14 protein-coding genes and 1 tRNA gene are annotated in these 15,007 nt (G+C 66.6%); 10 read left to right on the top strand and 5 right to left on the bottom strand.

Annotated elements, in window-relative coordinates; translation table 11 throughout:
• Nucleotides 1–51: 51 nt before the first annotated feature.
• Together ACLJRL_RS40815 and ACLJRL_RS40810 are read left to right on the top strand one after the other, a co-directional pair.
• A complete protein-coding gene (locus ACLJRL_RS40815; RefSeq protein ID WP_410661780.1) occupies nucleotides 52–642 on the top strand; it encodes a DUF4956 domain-containing protein in 591 nt (196 codons plus the stop codon).
• On the top strand, nucleotides 639–1,415 hold the full coding sequence (locus ACLJRL_RS40810; RefSeq protein WP_410661779.1) for a polyphosphate polymerase domain-containing protein: 777 nt from the start codon (nucleotides 639–641) through the stop codon (nucleotides 1,413–1,415). The genes ACLJRL_RS40815 and ACLJRL_RS40810 overlap by 4 nt, the downstream gene beginning before the upstream one ends.
• Nucleotides 1,416–1,780: 365 nt before the next feature.
• Here the strand turns inward: ACLJRL_RS40810 and ACLJRL_RS40805 are convergent, their stop codons facing one another.
• On the bottom strand, nucleotides 1,781–2,056 hold the full coding sequence (locus tag ACLJRL_RS40805) for a hypothetical protein (RefSeq protein WP_410661778.1): 276 nt from the start codon (nucleotides 2,054–2,056) through the stop codon (nucleotides 1,781–1,783).
• Between the two features lie 208 nt (nucleotides 2,057–2,264).
• Here ACLJRL_RS40805 and ACLJRL_RS40800 point away from each other — a divergent pair.
• Nucleotides 2,265–2,341 (top strand) — tRNA-Ile (locus ACLJRL_RS40800).
• 697 nt (nucleotides 2,342–3,038) lie between these two features.
• Here ACLJRL_RS40800 and ACLJRL_RS40795 read toward each other — a convergent pair.
• The 3 genes from ACLJRL_RS40795 to ACLJRL_RS40785 form a co-directional block, all read right to left on the bottom strand.
• Nucleotides 3,039–3,656 carry a hypothetical protein gene (locus tag ACLJRL_RS40795; RefSeq protein ID WP_410661777.1) on the bottom strand — a complete coding sequence of 206 codons (618 nt, stop codon included), beginning with the start codon at nucleotides 3,654–3,656 and terminating at the stop codon, nucleotides 3,039–3,041.
• A 627-nt stretch (nucleotides 3,657–4,283) separates the two neighbouring features.
• Nucleotides 4,284–4,682 (bottom strand): hypothetical protein, encoded by a 399-nt coding sequence (locus ACLJRL_RS40790; protein WP_410661776.1) that lies wholly within the window; start codon nucleotides 4,680–4,682, stop codon nucleotides 4,284–4,286.
• Nucleotides 4,683–5,048: 366 nt separating this feature from the next.
• Entirely contained in the window at nucleotides 5,049–5,474 is a 426-nt protein-coding gene (locus ACLJRL_RS40785) for a hypothetical protein (RefSeq protein ID WP_410661775.1), read from the bottom strand.
• Nucleotides 5,475–5,620: 146 nt separating this feature from the next.
• On the opposite strand from ACLJRL_RS40785, the gene ACLJRL_RS40780 reads away from it, so the two are divergent.
• On the top strand, nucleotides 5,621–7,441 hold the full coding sequence (locus tag ACLJRL_RS40780; RefSeq protein WP_410661774.1) for a hypothetical protein: 1,821 nt from the start codon (nucleotides 5,621–5,623) through the stop codon (nucleotides 7,439–7,441).
• Between the two features lie 371 nt (nucleotides 7,442–7,812).
• Here ACLJRL_RS40780 and ACLJRL_RS40775 read toward each other — a convergent pair whose 3' ends face one another.
• Complete coding sequence (locus ACLJRL_RS40775) at nucleotides 7,813–7,995, bottom strand: hypothetical protein (protein ID WP_410661773.1); 183 nt, start codon at nucleotides 7,993–7,995, stop codon at nucleotides 7,813–7,815.
• A 570-nt stretch (nucleotides 7,996–8,565) separates the two neighbouring features.
• Between ACLJRL_RS40775 and ACLJRL_RS40770 the strand changes: the two genes are divergently transcribed.
• The 6 genes from ACLJRL_RS40770 (at nucleotide 8,566) to ACLJRL_RS40745 (ending at nucleotide 14,956) form a co-directional block, all read left to right on the top strand.
• Nucleotides 8,566–9,348, top strand: a complete 783-nt coding sequence (locus ACLJRL_RS40770) for a S1 family peptidase (protein ID WP_410661772.1) — start codon at nucleotides 8,566–8,568, stop codon at nucleotides 9,346–9,348.
• Nucleotides 9,349–9,526: 178 nt separating this feature from the next.
• On the top strand, nucleotides 9,527–9,886 hold the full coding sequence (locus ACLJRL_RS40765; protein ID WP_410661771.1) for a hypothetical protein: 360 nt from the start codon (nucleotides 9,527–9,529) through the stop codon (nucleotides 9,884–9,886).
• A 683-nt stretch (nucleotides 9,887–10,569) separates the two neighbouring features.
• Entirely contained in the window at nucleotides 10,570–11,394 is an 825-nt protein-coding gene (locus ACLJRL_RS40760) for a hypothetical protein (protein ID WP_410661770.1), read from the top strand.
• 148 nt (nucleotides 11,395–11,542) lie between these two features.
• Entirely contained in the window at nucleotides 11,543–12,844 is a 1,302-nt protein-coding gene (locus tag ACLJRL_RS40755; protein ID WP_410661769.1) for a choice-of-anchor B family protein, read from the top strand.
• 16 nt (nucleotides 12,845–12,860) lie between these two features.
• Entirely contained in the window at nucleotides 12,861–13,739 is an 879-nt protein-coding gene (locus ACLJRL_RS40750) for a hypothetical protein (RefSeq protein WP_410661768.1), read from the top strand.
• Nucleotides 13,740–13,921: 182 nt separating this feature from the next.
• On the top strand, nucleotides 13,922–14,956 hold the full coding sequence (locus ACLJRL_RS40745) for an ion channel (RefSeq protein ID WP_410661767.1): 1,035 nt from the start codon (nucleotides 13,922–13,924) through the stop codon (nucleotides 14,954–14,956).
• The last annotated feature ends 51 nt before the right edge of the window (nucleotides 14,957–15,007 follow it).

Below are 15,007 nucleotides of genomic sequence, written 5' to 3'. Positions count from 1 at the left end.
TCTCATCGGGTTCTCATGGCCCTCTCGTTCCACGGCGGCACAGTGGTTTCCATGACCACGACACTGATCCATCTCGCCGTCGACCTCGTCGCGGCCGTCATCCTCGCCTACGGTCTCTACGCCCGCAGGCATCATCGCGGTGACCTCGCCTGCGCGTATCTCGCGCTGAACGTCGGCGTCTGCGTGTCGGTCGCGGTACTGCTGTCCGTGTCGACCGCGAGCGCGCTCGGGCTCGGCCTGTTCGGGGTGCTGTCGATCATCCGGCTGCGGTCCGATTCGATCAGCCAGCAGGAGGTCGCGTACTACTTCGTCGCTCTGGTGCTGGGTCTGGTGAACGGACTGCCCTCCGCGGACTGGCGGATCGTCGCGGTCTTCAACGTCCTGCTGCTCGCCGTCATGTACATCGCCGATCACCCGTCGCGCGCCCGCGGCCCGCAGCGCCGGACGGTCGTGCTCGACACCGTGTACCCCGACGAGCAGACGATGCTGATGGAACTGCAGGCGCGCCTCGGGGGAACCGTCGTGCGGCACAGTGTGTCCGAAGTGGACTATGTCCGCGAGGTCACCGTCGTCGACGTCCGGTTCCGGCCGGGTCCCGCGCCGGTCGTCCACGGCGAGCCCGCCGGGGCGAGTCACCGATGAGCGGGCGCGGAACGGCGACGGTCACCGCCGTGGCCAAAGGACTCCCTTCGCTTTCGCTGCCCGAAGTCGTCGCCACGAGTGGGCTGATGAGCCGGACGGACCGCAAATACGTCCTGCGGCTCAACGACTTTCTCGCCGTCACCGAGGCACTGGGGGAGTCACTGTCGTGCCTGGAGATCGGCGGGCGACGGGTGTTCGGCTACTCGTCGACCTATTTCGACACACCGGATCTGGCGATCTTCCGGGCGCACCGGCAAGACCGGCGGCGCCGGTTCAAGATCCGCACCCGCACCTACACCGATTCGGCCGACACCTTCTGCGAACTGAAGGTCAGCGGCCGCCGGGACGAGACGGTCAAGGTCCGCCGCCCGCATCCCGCGGAAGCGGCCCACGGCCTGACCGCACCGGCGCTCACGTTCCTCGACGACGCCCTCACCGCCGCCTACGGCCGCCCCGCGCCCCGGCCGCTGGCCCCGGCGCTGGTCACCGACTACCGGCGGACCACGCTCGTCACCGCCGACCGCCGCACCCGGATCACCTGCGACACGTCCCTCGTCTGGCGTTCCGGCTCACGGAGCCTCGCCGCCGGGGGCGATCTGGTCCTGCTGGAGGTGAAGTCGGCGGCCGAGCGCACCAGTGTCTCCGAGGCGCTGGCGAAGCTGCGGATCCGGGAGCAGTCGGTGAGCAAGTACTGCGCGGGCCTGGTGGCGCTGGGGCTGGCGACCGGCGGGAACCGGTGGCGCCCGGCGTTGCGGCGGCTCGGGGTGGCGTAACGGGCGCCGCGAAAGCCACCGGTCACGTGAGGTCTGGGTCGGGTTGTCGTGAGTGATTCGGGTCGTTCTAACGACCCAAATCACTCACGACCCCCGCCATGCAATACCGCAGCCTCCCCGGACGTGACTGAGCGGACGACACGCCCGCGGCCGGATTCCGCCCAGTGTCGTCCGTCTGAACACGCTCGCCGTCCGTCTGTACACACATGTCGTCCCTCCAGTCACGCGAAACCGCCGCCCGCGGACAGGCCGGCAGAGCCACCAACCTCAAGCAAGCGGAGAGCGCAAAGCTCGCCCGACGTAGGTACCTAAACCGCGCTTGCCCCGCCATCGAGGGCCGGTCGACCGTCCACAAGGGACTCAGGTTACCGGGGTCGCGGCGAGGGCCGGTCGCGCAGTTCGTCGGTGAAGATCGCGTCGATCCGCAGGCTGGCCCGCCGCAGTGTCCGGACGCTCGCTCTCAGTAGCAGCGCGGCGCTCAAAGCGCCCACGACGCCGAGCCCGATGGCGACCGAATTCGCCACGAGCGCCTCCCTGTACTGGTGGGCGAGAAACCCCAGGCCCATCCCGATGGTCAGCGTGTCCCCGAGCGCGAGCAACCAGGTCCGATGCACTCGTGGTGCGGCTGGGAAGGCAGGCATAGGTTTCACCGTCCCCGCCCGCACTCGGCGTTTGTCCCTGCAACCTAGACGAGGTGACGCCGTCGCGCGGCGGAAACCAGTCGATTGGCCTAGACGATCGCGGCTGGTGAGCGCTGTGATAACTTGGAGCGAACTGGGACTTCTGTGCGTTAGCAAACCCGCTGCCAGGGCTGGTGACAGCCTTGACCGAGGTCCCGGAACACCGTTGGGGCCGGTAGCTCAGTTGGTTAGAGCAGGGGACTCATAATCCCTTGGCCGTCGGTTCGAGCCCGACCCGGCCCACCACATCGACATCGCTGCCGACCTGCGGGGATGTTGGCGCTTCGGCGGCAATTTCGCCTCGGCGTTGATCGCGACTGGGCTCCGTTATGTCTCCGTTTGCTCCGGTGTGCCGATAGGCGGAGGAGTGCTCTGCAGAGCCGGTTGGTGGCGTAGCAGCCTTTCTGCTTCCTCGTCACAATCGCTGTGGTGGGGACTTCAGCAGGTCCGGCGTTCTTTGCTTCCACCGCTGGACAAGCTGGGTGTGATCCGTGTTCTCGAGCAGAAGGCCAGTGACGTCCACGGTTTCACCCTCTCCCTGCGCACTTTGGAACCGACGCGGTCACGTCGGGCGGTGCATTTGAGGTAGCCGATGGGAGTCATGAGCTCGGCGTGGCATTGGTTGAGGTTCGTCCCCCTTCGCCATACACGGCGGGTGTGGGTCAAGCGTCGCGTGGAGTGGGCCAGGCGAGTGGATCCAGGATCTACGAGGTCTTGTTCGTCGGCCGGGGTGTGGGGTCGCGGTTGTACGGTCGCCGGCCGATTCGGAGGTTCCAAGAGGATTCGGACTGGGGCTTTGAGACGTCACCTGCTGTGTGGCGCCAGTCCTTCGTTTCCGGCGACGACCAGGGAATCGACTAGCATCTGCCACTCGTCTGGATGACCGAGTTCCTCTGCCGTGCCGCGAATCTCTTTGAGCCAGTCTTCTGTTCGCCGCCGTGGTTCAGATGGTCCAGCGGGCGCGGACGATTCCGTCGTCGTCGGGTCGCACGGCCACGAGCAGTGGGTTGTGGCCGTCGGTGGTGTGCGGCAGGAGGATGGCCGCGCGGGCGCCCGCGAACGCTTCGGCCAGGGCTGCCCGGTCATCGCCGTCGGCGTGGAAGCCGTGGATGCCGCCGTCCGCGTGTTCCAGGACGGCCCAGCCGGTAAAGGTCGGCGACATCGTGTGCAGCACTGCTGGAACATCGGTGGACAGGTCCGGCCACACGTGCAGCAAGGCGCGCGGACCGAGGTCGGGCACAGTGTCAGCGGTGAGCCGATGCCAACGAGAGTGGTTGCCGACGACCTGCTCTTCCAGCAGGACACCGCCGCCTTGTGCCACGAGTGCCGCCACCTCGGCCCAGAACGCCGCGTCCGCCGGACGCGATTCGTACGGCCCGTCGCCCGGGTCGTAGGGCGAGCCGTCCAGCGGTTCGGCGAACAATCCGTTCGCGGTGGTCAGCGCGACCGCATGTCCGCACGGTTGGTCGCTTCCGATGTACAGGTACTGGTCGTAGCCGACGTGGACGAAGAACCGGTCTTCGGCCTCGAGTCGGCACCACGCACCGTTGTCACGCAGCATGACGCGCACCAGCACGTCGTGCTTCTACCGGATCACCAAGTACAACCCCGCCGATCGCGATGACCAGGGCGCGTACCGCGGGTCCGAGGACTCATGATCGGCTGGCCCTCCCTCGGGGAGCGTGGATGATCGATCCGGTCACGCTAACCGGGCCACCACGCCGACAACGACCCGGCGGTCCAGTCGCCTGTTGGATCAACTCTGCGGTAGCGGTCGCGCTGCCCCGCGCGCACAGCGATTCTGACCCCTCACTGCCAGTGAGATTCGGGCAAGCCTCCGACTTGCGACGATAGAGAAACGCCACGTCAAACGCTGCCGTATGGCACAGTTCAATGCAGTTGAATGCAGTTCAGAGCGCGCGCGTGCTCCAGATTTGCTCCAGGAGTACCAGCGTGAACACGAATCAACATTTTGCAAAACTCCCCTAACGCATGACATAAAGACTACGCCTCAATCTGATCGACATCAAAGGTCACGGCGCCACCCACAAGAGGCCCCCGCCCGCTGCCATTAAGTAAGAATCTAAATCGAGGAGTCGAAGGGCACCGTCTGCACGCTGCCGTCCTACCCCTTCGTGGACGCCGTCAGTCCGTGCGTGTCGCGCTAGGGCGAAAGGCAGCGTTCAGATCAGCGGCAGCGGTGCCTTGCGAAACGAGCCTGTGCGTCCCGATACCGCTGTTGGACGTAGCTCTTGCGGAGATGGCTTCCCCGGGGGAACTCCTCCTGGTGGCCGCACCGCGCGCACACCAGCTCAGGCATACCCTCGGGCGGGGGTTCAGTAAGGGCGATGTGGTGCTTGGGTACCGTCAGTCGCACGGCGTTGCCGTGGCCGGTGACGCCGACCTCTTCCGCCGCGGTCGATCCGATGATCCAGCCGGCGATGAAGCCGAAGGCCATCGCCACGGAACCCCAGACGACCTGGCCCGCGACGAGGCTGGCGACTCCGGCGAAGAAGAGCACCACACAGGCCCAGGTGGCTGCCCGCCAATAGCCCTGCCGTCGGCGTGTGGCCGCGACGCTGTGCACGGTGAAGGTCAGTTCCCTGGCGCATTCTCCACACCGGACTGCCAATCGTTCCGCAGATTGTCCGTCATCGGGTCGCACCACCTCCCGGTTGACACCTTGGTATTTCCACGAAACTGTCGATGGCCCGCTCGGTTGCCCGAAGAAATTCGTTCTGTGGGACACTACCGCATGCTGTTTCTTCGCAATTCCGAGCGGCATTCTCATTCCTTTCCGGCATGACGTTGTCCGAGTCGATCCTCCTGTGGCGCGAACACGTCGTCAAGAGGATCTTTTCGGTTGCCCTCGGGCGCGCTACTGAGGAGTTGCCAAACTGCTGTCGACCGCCGGCTTTGCGAAATCGCAAGGGCGTCGTCGCGTCCACCACCACTACATCAAAGTTGAGACGCAGAGCCAGCGGCTCGCCGGCGTGGCCCAGTTCCAGTCGCTCCTAATGAGCGGCGGTCTCGCGAATCGGCGTCGCAGGTATCGATCCCACGGGCTCCTGGAACCGACGTCGGGCCCGTTGCGCTCCGTGCCCTCGTCGCGCAAGCTGAGGTGGTCCTCGATCCGGCCGTCGAGGACTTCGACCCCGTTGCGGTAGAAGGTGTCAGTCCAGGTGATCGTCGCCGGCCCCGCGTCGGTGCTGAGTCCGACGCCCATGACAGCGTGATGCCAGTTTCCGTAGTCCCATCGTGCGGGTTCGGAGGCGAAGTTGTGGACATCCCAGTAGTCCACTGCCAGGAGCCGACGGCTCCGGAGTCCGCTCAGCCTTGCCTCAAAACGCCCGCGCAGATCGTCAACCTCATCCGTCATGTCACCGGCAGGACTCCATGGCGCTTAACCTGGGTCTTTCGCGCAGTGTGATGTAAAACTGTTCTGGAAATGGAGGAAGTGCCTGTCCTGTAAGGAAAAATGGTGTTCGCGAAGACATCAAGTTCTCTCAGCAGGAAGGCACTTCCTTGGTGCAGGCGGACGGCACGGGACTGGTGTCGCGGGCGGGGGTGGCGCTGCTGCGGGAGATGACGATCAACACCGGCCTGGGCACCGGCTGGTCGGAAACGCTGCTCGACACCTACGACGGGATACCAACCCACCTGCCAGGGCGGGTCCTGGCGCTGGCACATCTGGCGACGCTGCGGGACCAGGACAAACTACCGGAAGACGTGCGCGTCCTGCTGCGCAAGGCCGCGGTGCTCGGTGACGAGTTCGACCTCGACCTGCTCGCGGCGATGGACGACGACCACGGACCAGAGCCGGACTACGACGCGGTCCTCGAACGCGCTGAAACCGGGCTGGCGACAGGAATCCTCGACGACGGAACCACCGAAGGCACCCTGCGGTTCACCCATGCCCTGATGCACGAAGCCGTCTACGCCGAGATCTCCACACCACGACGGACACTGTGGCACCGCAAGGCCGCGGCCACCCTCGAACGGCTCCAGCCGCACAACGTCCAAGCGCTCGCCAGACACCACCTGCAAGCACCGAGCGCGCGGACGGCGACGTCCGCGATCCGCTATACCCGCATGGCCGCGGACCAGGCGACAGCCCGATTCGCCTACCACGAAGCGGTACGGCTGCGCACCGCCGCGCTGACCGTCGCCGACCGCTTCGGCGGCACACTCCGCGACCGGTTGACCATCGTCGGCGAATTGCTCCAGGCGCACGCTTTCCTCAGTGACAAGCCCGCCATGCGTGCCTTGCGCGCCGAGTCGCTCGCGCCGCTGGCCGAGCTGGCCGACCCCGCCTTGACCGCGCAGGTCGTCATTTCCCTGGACCCTGGAAACCCGGTGCTCGCTGAACGACGCGTGGCCCCCGAACAAGCCGTTCACCTGCGGCGCGTGGTGGACCTGCTGGCACAGAACCTGAGCCGGCTGACCGACGAGGACAGCGAGCTTCGCGCCCTGTTGCTGACCAAGCTGGCCATCGAGCTCTACGGCCACCCCGACGACCGCGAACGCGACCGGGGCCGCGCGGCCGCCGCACAAGCCGAGGCGATCGCCCAGCGGATCGACCTCTCCGCCGGTACCAGGGCGGAAGTGCTGATCGCCGCTCATACCCAGGCTTACGCCACCCCGGGCGGTCTGGCCCGGCGAACCCGGCTGGCGGCCGAACTGGTCGCACTGGCCCAAGAACACGAACTCGTGGTGTCCGAACGCCTGGGCCTGCTGTGGCAGCTCTACGCCGCCGAGCAACGCGGCGACCTGACCGGAGCAGAGCACGCTCTGTCCAATCTGGACAGTCAGGTCCGCAGGCTCCCGCACCCCGCGAGCGCCGCCAGAGTGCAGTGGCATCGCGCCATGCTGCTCGACCTGGCCAACGCTCCCGACGAGGACGTGACGAAGGCCTATCAGGCCGGCGCGCAGGCTCTGGAAGCCGCCGGGGTCCAGCGAGCCGACCTCCTGCTCATGACGGTGCGCTGGTGCCGGGCCTACCGCACCGGCCGCGCAGCAGAACTCCTGCCCGACTACGCGGACCGGTATCCGGCCTGGCCCGCCTCACCCCAACTCTTCGCGCCCACCCTCGCCTTGGCAGGCGACCTCGACCGGGCACGCGAAATACTTCCGGCGGCCCTGCCGGCGTTTCCGGACGCCACTTACGAACTCGACATCGCGCTGGTCGGCTTGACCGCGATCCGCACGGATGACAAGCACATCGCCGAGATGGCCTACCAAGCGCTGCTGCCGTCGGCCGACGAGATCCTCGGACCAGGAGCCTGCGTATTGGTCCCGGCCCGGCAGGTACTCGCCGAACTCGCAGATTATCTCGACGCGAGATGACTCAGAACCACAGCCGACGACGCAGGCACGGACGCACGTTGTCGGCGTCACCGCGCTGTCTCCGATTGGGCTCCGTTGCCGAAGTAGAGCCTGATACGGCCCGACGGGACGCGATACTCGGCCATGGCTTGGTACGTCGCTGAACTTGCCGACATCGCTGAGCTGCGGACTTCGGCATTAGCGGCCGTGAGAGAGACGAACTGCGAAACCGTCGGTCACGCAAGATCAACATGTCAGGTGCGATGAGACCTGCAGTCGGCGGAAGTCTGATCAGTTGTCCGCGGCGCGAAGATGTCCGCGAGCGCCAATGCGGTGGCGGTGTCGTGTCCGGGCGCTGGTGCTCACCCGGTTGGAGGTTCGCGGTGTCGCGTTCACATGGTCCAGGTTTCGACAGGACCGTTGGGTGAGCCGAGCGTTCGTTGCGCGAGGGTGGCGGTGATGGTGGTGACGTGGCCGTGCGCGTCGTCGCGGGTCGCGTGCAGCGAGACGTGACGACCCTCTGATAGGCCGTCGACGACGAGGACCCAGACGCTGGCGGCGGCGCGGTCGAGCATCCTGCGGCAACGCAGGTCCAGTGCGCCGTCGGGGTGCGCAGCCGAGTCTCTCGGCAACAGCAAGGCTGTCGGCGGCCAGTCCCAGCCGGATGCAGCGGCCGGCTATGTCGATCTCGGTGGCGTCTACCGCGGTGACCAGTTCGGCCGTGGGGCGGCGGTACTTCCAGCCGTGGGTCAGGATCTCGTCGCGACCGGTGGTCCATTTCCGGCGGAGGCTGCAAGGGAGGTTGGCCGCAGGGTCGAACTCGGGATCGGTGGCGCGTTTGTCGCGAAGGACGAGGTCCGCGTCGGCTCGCGGCTGTCGGACTCAGTGTGCCCGGGTTCTGCACAGTCGCGCTGAGCCCCGGCGACGATTGGGGCCGCGGTTGGCCCTGCTTCCCGACGAACACTCAGCTCGCTAAGCGAAGGCAGCAAGTAGTCACCCATAGGGGCACTTCTCGTGGGCGCGGTATCACGCTGGGTCGGCCATTCGGCCGATACGCACCCGGCCGATGAGCCGATCCAGCTGTGATCATCACCCCATAGCGTGACGACTGTCAGCAATTCGTCGTCTACGGGGAGTTCATGATAATGCTTCGCAAAACAGGCGTACTAATGGTGGGGTTGGCCGTGGCGGGAGCGCTGGTACCGGGGGCTGCCGCGGCGGCTGACGGGCCGATGCCCTACGTCATCGGCGGGCACGACGCCACCGAGGACTATTCGTTCATGGTGTCGTTGCTGCAGGACGGGAATCACTCTTGCGGCGGCTCGCTGATCAGTGAGAACTGGGTGGTGACCGCGGCGCACTGTGTGCAGGGAGTGCGACCGGAGCAGGTCAGGACCAGGATCGGGGCGCGGCAGCACAACAGCGGGGGCACCGAGACCGGTGTCAGCCGGATCATCGTGCACCCAGACTTCGCCAGGCAGAAGCCGCCGGGCGGGGACATCGCGCTGGTGCGGTTGGACAAACCGGTGACAGAGCAGCCGATCAAGATCGCCGAAGCCGTGGGCGGCGCGGGAACGGCGACCCGGATCCTCGGCTGGGGCGAGCACTGCGCCGAGCAGAACTGCGGCGCGCCGGAGATCCTCCAGGAGTTGGACACCAGGGTCATGCCGGCGGAGGAGTGCCGCAATATGGCGACGGGCAAGGAGATCTGCACCGGTTCCGACACGCCGGACGCGATGGGCTGCTACGGCGACTCGGGTGGGCCGCAGATCAAGGGCAGGCCGGGTGAGTGGGAACTGGTCGGTGCCACCAGCCGCGATGGTGACGCGGATCCGAAGTGCGCCAGCGGTCTGGGCATCTGGACCGATGTGACGGTGTACCGGGACTGGATCGCCGAGCAAACGAGCCGAACGTCAACCGTGGCGTGATGTCGGGCGTGTCGCGAAAGACACCTTTAACACCGCGGAAGTGGCTTTCGCGACACATCCGGCCTCGTGGCCACGTTGGCGGCAGCAGGCGGTTTCGGTGTGCGGCTGGAACAGCAGGTGTCGAGTGCGGGGTCGGTTGTTTCGAACCCGCGCGCCCCGGTTCGGCCCGGTGCTTCTCGTGGCCGAGATGCTCGGTCGACTCCGCGTTCCTCGCGCGGGAGGCCCTGCGCAGCAGGCTGAAGCAGGGCCGGCCGGCCGGCCGCCTACGCCTTCCTTCGGCTGCGCAAGGAACGTCCCGATCGAGGCCTCGCCGCTGGCCCTGGAACGCAACCAATTCGTCGACGGCGACACGCTGGCGTTCTCCGCCACTCTCATCGCCAGCGATACTGCGGCACTGCACGTGATGTACGTGATCTCGTCCACCACCCAGCGAGGGACCCCGCGCGAAAAGGTCTACTTCCTGACCCGCACCGTGGCCGAGCCGGGCCATTCCCTTTCGCTGACGAAGTCACACGCCTTGCGGTCGACCGCCACATGAACCTCACTTCTGGGCCGTACACCATCGCGTTGCAAGTCAACGGCTTTCGGTTCCCGCAGTGCCGTTCGACGTTCTCGATGCATGACACGGAAACCGGGTAACCCACGCGATTCGTCTCGGGGGCAACGACATTGGCCGCAGCGGGACTCCTCCGCATCCAGGACGGGATGGGGGTGGATTCCACCGTGCACGTCGCGAGAAGAGGGCGCCGAATGGCTTCCTTAACCCGCACTTCTCGGGGTTGTGCAGGGCGCCAGCGGCGCGGGGGCGGGAACTGCGAGTTCGTCGAGGGCTCGGCGCCGGTCGCTGTAGTAGCGATTCCTCGTCGAGTTGCAAGACCACGTCGCCGCGGCGATCATCGCTACCGAGCAAGCGCGTCTGGTCGGTTCGCTGCAACATCCGCTCGTCATGGGTCAAAATGCCGCTGCCGGCGACATTCTCCGCGCGCTGGCACCGACCTACGACGAACTGCGAGTGGCCCTCGAGCGTCAGATGTGGCCGGTCTGCGGTCAACGTGATGACCGGTCTCGCCATGCTCGATATCGCCCGCACGTGCGCGGGCGAACTTGGCCGCGACCCGCGTGGTGCGGTGCCGGCCGCCGTCCCCGAGCCAGTTGATCGGACCGAGGCAACCACCGCTCGGTGCTGTGCGTATATCGGGTACGCGAGCGAGGGTGGACGGTATGGGGACCAGGCGGGGCGAACCGACGCCGGAGGAGATCGAGGCCACGCGAATGTGGCTGGGCGAACGTGGTGTCGAGGTCGAAACGCCGACCAGGGTGATCGCTGTCCGGGTCGGTGCGCGGCGGACGGCGAATACCACGAGCAAGATGATCGTGTCCGGTTGCTTTGGGATCGTCGGGTTGGGACTGTTGATCGTCTTCGGGGTCCAAGAACTCCTCAGGGACCCAGGAGTCGAGACGACCTACAGCCGGTACGCCTATGTCGTCTTCGCGACGACCCAGCTCGGGGCCTGGGTGTCCTCGCTGTATCGCGAACGGCAACTGGGCGGCCTGCCGGTGATGGACCGGCGGCCCTCCGCTTTGCAGGTCCTGGGTGGCTGGTATCTGGCGACGTACGTGATCACCTTCGGCGGTGGCGCAGCGCTGGCCGTGGCGATGTACGCCGGCACCACGGCACAGACCTATGCGGGGAGTTGGCTGATCGCCCTCGGCTGGGCGGCGCTGTCCACCGGGACGATCCTCGCCGGATCGGCGTTCCGCCGGACGCGCGCCGAGGACGCCGCGTCGATCGCCGTCGATTCCGAACTACGATTTCAGGACTGCCGTCTCGCCGAGCCCGCCCTCTTCGCGGTGGCGATCCTGCTCGACGTGGTGTTCAGCAGCCGGGTTCCGGCCGAATTCACCTGGTGGCTGATCGTTTATGCCGCGCTAGCGGCAAGCGCGACGCTGGTCGCGCGCCGGCGGGCCGGGCACCGTCCGGCCTTTCCGCCCGGCGACTACGGCACTCCCGTACGCCCCGACGTGGATCTTCCGTCGGAAGTTTAGGCGAACCATGGTGTGTCAAAACGGTTAAAAGCGCCAGACGTTCGGGGGGATACGCCGAGGGCGTGCGCTCTTACCGTCGGAGGGAGATCGGAAACTCCTGCTCCTGGTCGTCTCGGCGGTCCGGACTCTCCTGTGAGGAGCGCGCCAGATGAAGATCGTGCGCATGATGGGGCTGGCCGTGGTGACGGCTTCCGCGTTGATGTTGTCGATGACGGCGGCGTCCGCGCACGACCCCGAGACGGCGGAGGGGCAGGCGGCCGCCCGGACCTTCATGGCGGACTACGTCCCGGCCGACCGGCACACCGTCACCGGCACCGCGGCGGGTGTGCCGTGTGTCAACGGCAAGGCCGACATCTACCCGTGCAAGAACGTGGACTTGCTCAGTGTCCTTCCCCTGTCCGGTCTCGGTGGTGGCAACGGGAACGACATCTGGGGCTGGACCGATCCGTCCTCCGGCAAGGAGTACGCGATCGTCGGGCGCACCAACGGCACCGCGTTCGTCGACTTGAGCGTCCCGACCTCGCCGAAGTTCCTGGGCAACCTGCCGTCCAACGGCGGCAGCAGTTCCTGGCGCGACATGAAGGTGTACAAGAACCACGCGTTCATCGTGGCCGACTTCATCACCGGCCACGGCATGCAGGTGTTCGACCTGACCCGCCTGCGGACGGTCGCCACGCCGCAGACCTTCACCGCCGACGCGCTGTACAAGGACTTCGGCCCCGCGCACAACATCGCCATCAACGAGGAGACCGGTTTCGCCTACGCCATCGGTTCCAACACGTGCAGCGGCGGGCCGCACATGGTGAACATCCAGAACCCGAAGGCCCCGGTCAAGGCAGGCTGCGTTTCCCAGGACGGCTACACCCACGACACGCAGTGCGTCGTCTACCGCGGACCGGACGCGGCCTACCGCGGCAAGGAGATCTGCTTCAACGCCAACGAGGACACGCTGACCATCGTCGACGTGACCGACAAGGCCAGGCCGGTCCAGATCTCCCGCAAGGGCTACTCGGGGGCGCAGTACTCCCACCAGGGTTGGCTGACCGACGACCAGCGGTACTTCCTGCTGGACGACGAACTGGACGAGTCGCGCGGCACCGACAAGCGCACCAAGACCTACGTCTGGGACCTGGCGAAGCTGTCCGCTCCCGTGCACACCGGCGTCTACAGTTCGCCCGCGACCGCGATCGACCACAACCAGTACATCAAGGGCCGCTACTCGTATCAGGCGAACTACCAGGCGGGCCTGCGTATTCTGGACGTCGGCGGGGTCGCGTCGGCGCGGCTGTCCGAAGTGGGCTATTTCGACATCTATCCGGCGGGCGACGCGGCCAAGTTCAACGGAGCGTGGAGCAACTACCCGTACTTCTCCAGCGGCATCGTCATTGTCAACGGAATCGAGCAGGGACTGGTCGTGGTGAAGCCCAACCTCGCCGCCGCCCCGCGGTGACAGGCCGGAGCGGATCGTGCGCAAACCCCGGTTGACGGATTGGTTGTTCCTCGCGCTGGCGATGGTGATCGGAGTGGTCGCGACGTTCGTGGCGCTTCGCCCGACACCGGGACCCGCGCACTCCGCCCACCAAGCCGTGGTGTCGGCGGGTCTGGTTCCCGCCGCGCACAGCGACGGCTTGTCGGAGGCGGAGAGCGGGTACCGGTTCGAGCAGATCGTCACACCCTCGGAGCGGGGTCCCGACCGGCCGGTCATCTTCCGGATCATCGGCTCCGGTGGGCGGCCGGTCACTCGCTTTCTGGACAACCAGACCAAACAGATGCACTTCTTCGCCGTGCGCGACGACATGAACGTCTTCCAGCACGTGCATCCGACGTTGGTCGGCGACACCTGGCACACCACTCTCGCGTTGACCGACGGTGGCGCCTATCGGATGTTCGCCGAGTTCGTCCCGGTCGACACGAAGGATGCCCGGCATCCCGTGGTGCTGGGCGCTCCGTTCAGCGTGCCCGGTGACACCACCTTCGTGCCGGTCCCCGCACCCGCCGCGGAAACCGTCACGGCCACCGGGTACATGGTGGCGCGAGCCGACGGGACGGCCCCGATCACGGCCCTGCGCCCGCAGGTTCTCCGCTTCGCCATCCGTGGCCCCGACGGCGCGCCGGTGAAGGCGGTCGATCCGCACTTGGGCGCCAACGGCCACCTGACCGGATTCCACACCATGCTGCTGTCGGCCACCCACCTGCACCCGGTCCAACCTCTCGGCACGCGCTTGGCCAACGGAGAGCTGACCTTCCACTCCTTGTTCTCCGAACGGGGCGAATACCGGCTGTTCCTCGAGTTCTCGCATGGCGGCCGAGTGCACACGGCCTCCGTCACCGTCGCGGTGGCCTGACGAGACAGCCGGTCACCAGTGGACAGTCCTTTTCGGACCAATAACTTCCACCTCCCGGCATTCCCGTAGCGGTCCGGTAACGTCGGTTGTGTCCGTGGGAACGGTGTGGTCTGGTATCCGGATCCGCGTACAGGCGGAGCAGGTACGGGTGAGCGCACGGCAGCGGTCGGCGAGGAGGCGGGATGACGTTCGTCTTGTCGCGGCTGCTGGCGCGCTGGGTGCAGCAAGGCTGGATGCTTCCCGTCGTAGTGGTCCTCTTCGTCTTCGCGACCAGCTGGCCGCTGATGGTCCTGGCCGAACCCACGGGCAGTGACCTCGTCCGGCCGGGGAATTACTGGTGGTACTTCGTGGTCACGGCCGCGACCGTCGGGTACGGCGACTTCTCGCCGGAGACCACCGCGGGGCATGTCGTGGGTGCTTACGTCATCATCGGCGGGATCGCGACACTCACCACGGTGTTCACCAAGCTCGCTTCGAGGCTCGAACAGGCGAAGGGACGGCGGATGCAGGGCATGGAAGCCGTACGGGCGAGCGGGCACACGCTCCTGATCGGCTATACGGCCGGTCGCACCGAGAGGATCGTCGCGCAGTTGCTCGCCGACGGGGTGACCGGTCTCGTGCTGTGCGCGGGCGACGATGTGCAGGTTCACCCGATGCCGTCGCAGCCGGTGGACTTCGTCCGGGGTGAGCCGACCGCGGCCGACGTGCTCGCTCGGGCCGCCGTCGCGGGGGCGAGCACGATCCTGGTGGACATGCGCGACGACAATGAGGCCCTGGCCGTCGCGGTGACGGTGGACCACGCGAACCTGTCCGCGCATGTCGTGGTGACGTTGCGGGACATGGAGAAGTCCGAACTGGTCCGCTACGTGGATCCACGGATCAAATGCGTACAGTGGCACACGCCCCGGATGGTCACCGAAGAGCTGACCTCACCCGGAATCGCCGAGGTCTACTCCGAGCTGATGACGGCGGGCGGAACGGGGACGTACTCCGTGACCTTGCCCGAGTCGCTGGGGCGGCTGAGCACCGAGAAATGCCGGATGGCACTGGGCCGGACTTTCGGCGCCACGGTTCTGGCCTCGCGGACAGGCGAAGACCTCGTGGTCAATCCCGCGTGGGACGCCGAACTCTCGCCTGGCGCGGTGCTCTACTACGTCAGTCCTCGACGTCTCACCGACGCGGAAATCGAAACGGCTCTGCGGGACCGCGGCCGGTGATCTCACGACCGTGAATCATCCGAGACACTCGAGCTCGGCGAGCACGTTCGT

Source organism: Amycolatopsis sp. lyj-112, assembly GCF_046549055.1.
Lineage (GTDB): Bacteria > Actinomycetota > Actinomycetes > Mycobacteriales > Pseudonocardiaceae > Amycolatopsis.
The sequence above is the reverse complement of the archived record's forward strand: the minus strand, read 5'-3'. Positions and strand labels throughout refer to the sequence as shown.

Excerpts from the sequence above, each read along its gene's own strand:
- ACLJRL_RS40815 (WP_410661780.1), top strand. The coding sequence starts at position 52 with ATGACCACGACACTGATCCATCTCGCCGTCGACCTCGTCGCGGCCGTC.
- ACLJRL_RS40785 (WP_410661775.1), bottom strand. The coding sequence starts at position 5,474 with ATGACGGATGAGGTTGACGATCTGCGCGGGCGTTTTGAGGCAAGGCTG.
- ACLJRL_RS40810 (WP_410661779.1), top strand. The coding sequence starts at position 639 with ATGAGCGGGCGCGGAACGGCGACGGTCACCGCCGTGGCCAAAGGACTC.
- ACLJRL_RS40760 (WP_410661770.1), top strand. The coding sequence starts at position 10,570 with ATGGGGACCAGGCGGGGCGAACCGACGCCGGAGGAGATCGAGGCCACG.
- ACLJRL_RS40775 (WP_410661773.1), bottom strand. The coding sequence starts at position 7,995 with ATGCTCGACCGCGCCGCCGCCAGCGTCTGGGTCCTCGTCGTCGACGGC.
- ACLJRL_RS40755 (WP_410661769.1), top strand. The coding sequence starts at position 11,543 with ATGAAGATCGTGCGCATGATGGGGCTGGCCGTGGTGACGGCTTCCGCG.
- ACLJRL_RS40795 (WP_410661777.1), bottom strand. The coding sequence starts at position 3,656 with ATGCTGCGTGACAACGGTGCGTGGTGCCGACTCGAGGCCGAAGACCGG.
- ACLJRL_RS40745 (WP_410661767.1), top strand. The coding sequence starts at position 13,922 with ATGACGTTCGTCTTGTCGCGGCTGCTGGCGCGCTGGGTGCAGCAAGGC.
- ACLJRL_RS40805 (WP_410661778.1), bottom strand. The coding sequence starts at position 2,056 with ATGCCTGCCTTCCCAGCCGCACCACGAGTGCATCGGACCTGGTTGCTC.
- ACLJRL_RS40770 (WP_410661772.1), top strand. The coding sequence starts at position 8,566 with ATGCTTCGCAAAACAGGCGTACTAATGGTGGGGTTGGCCGTGGCGGGA.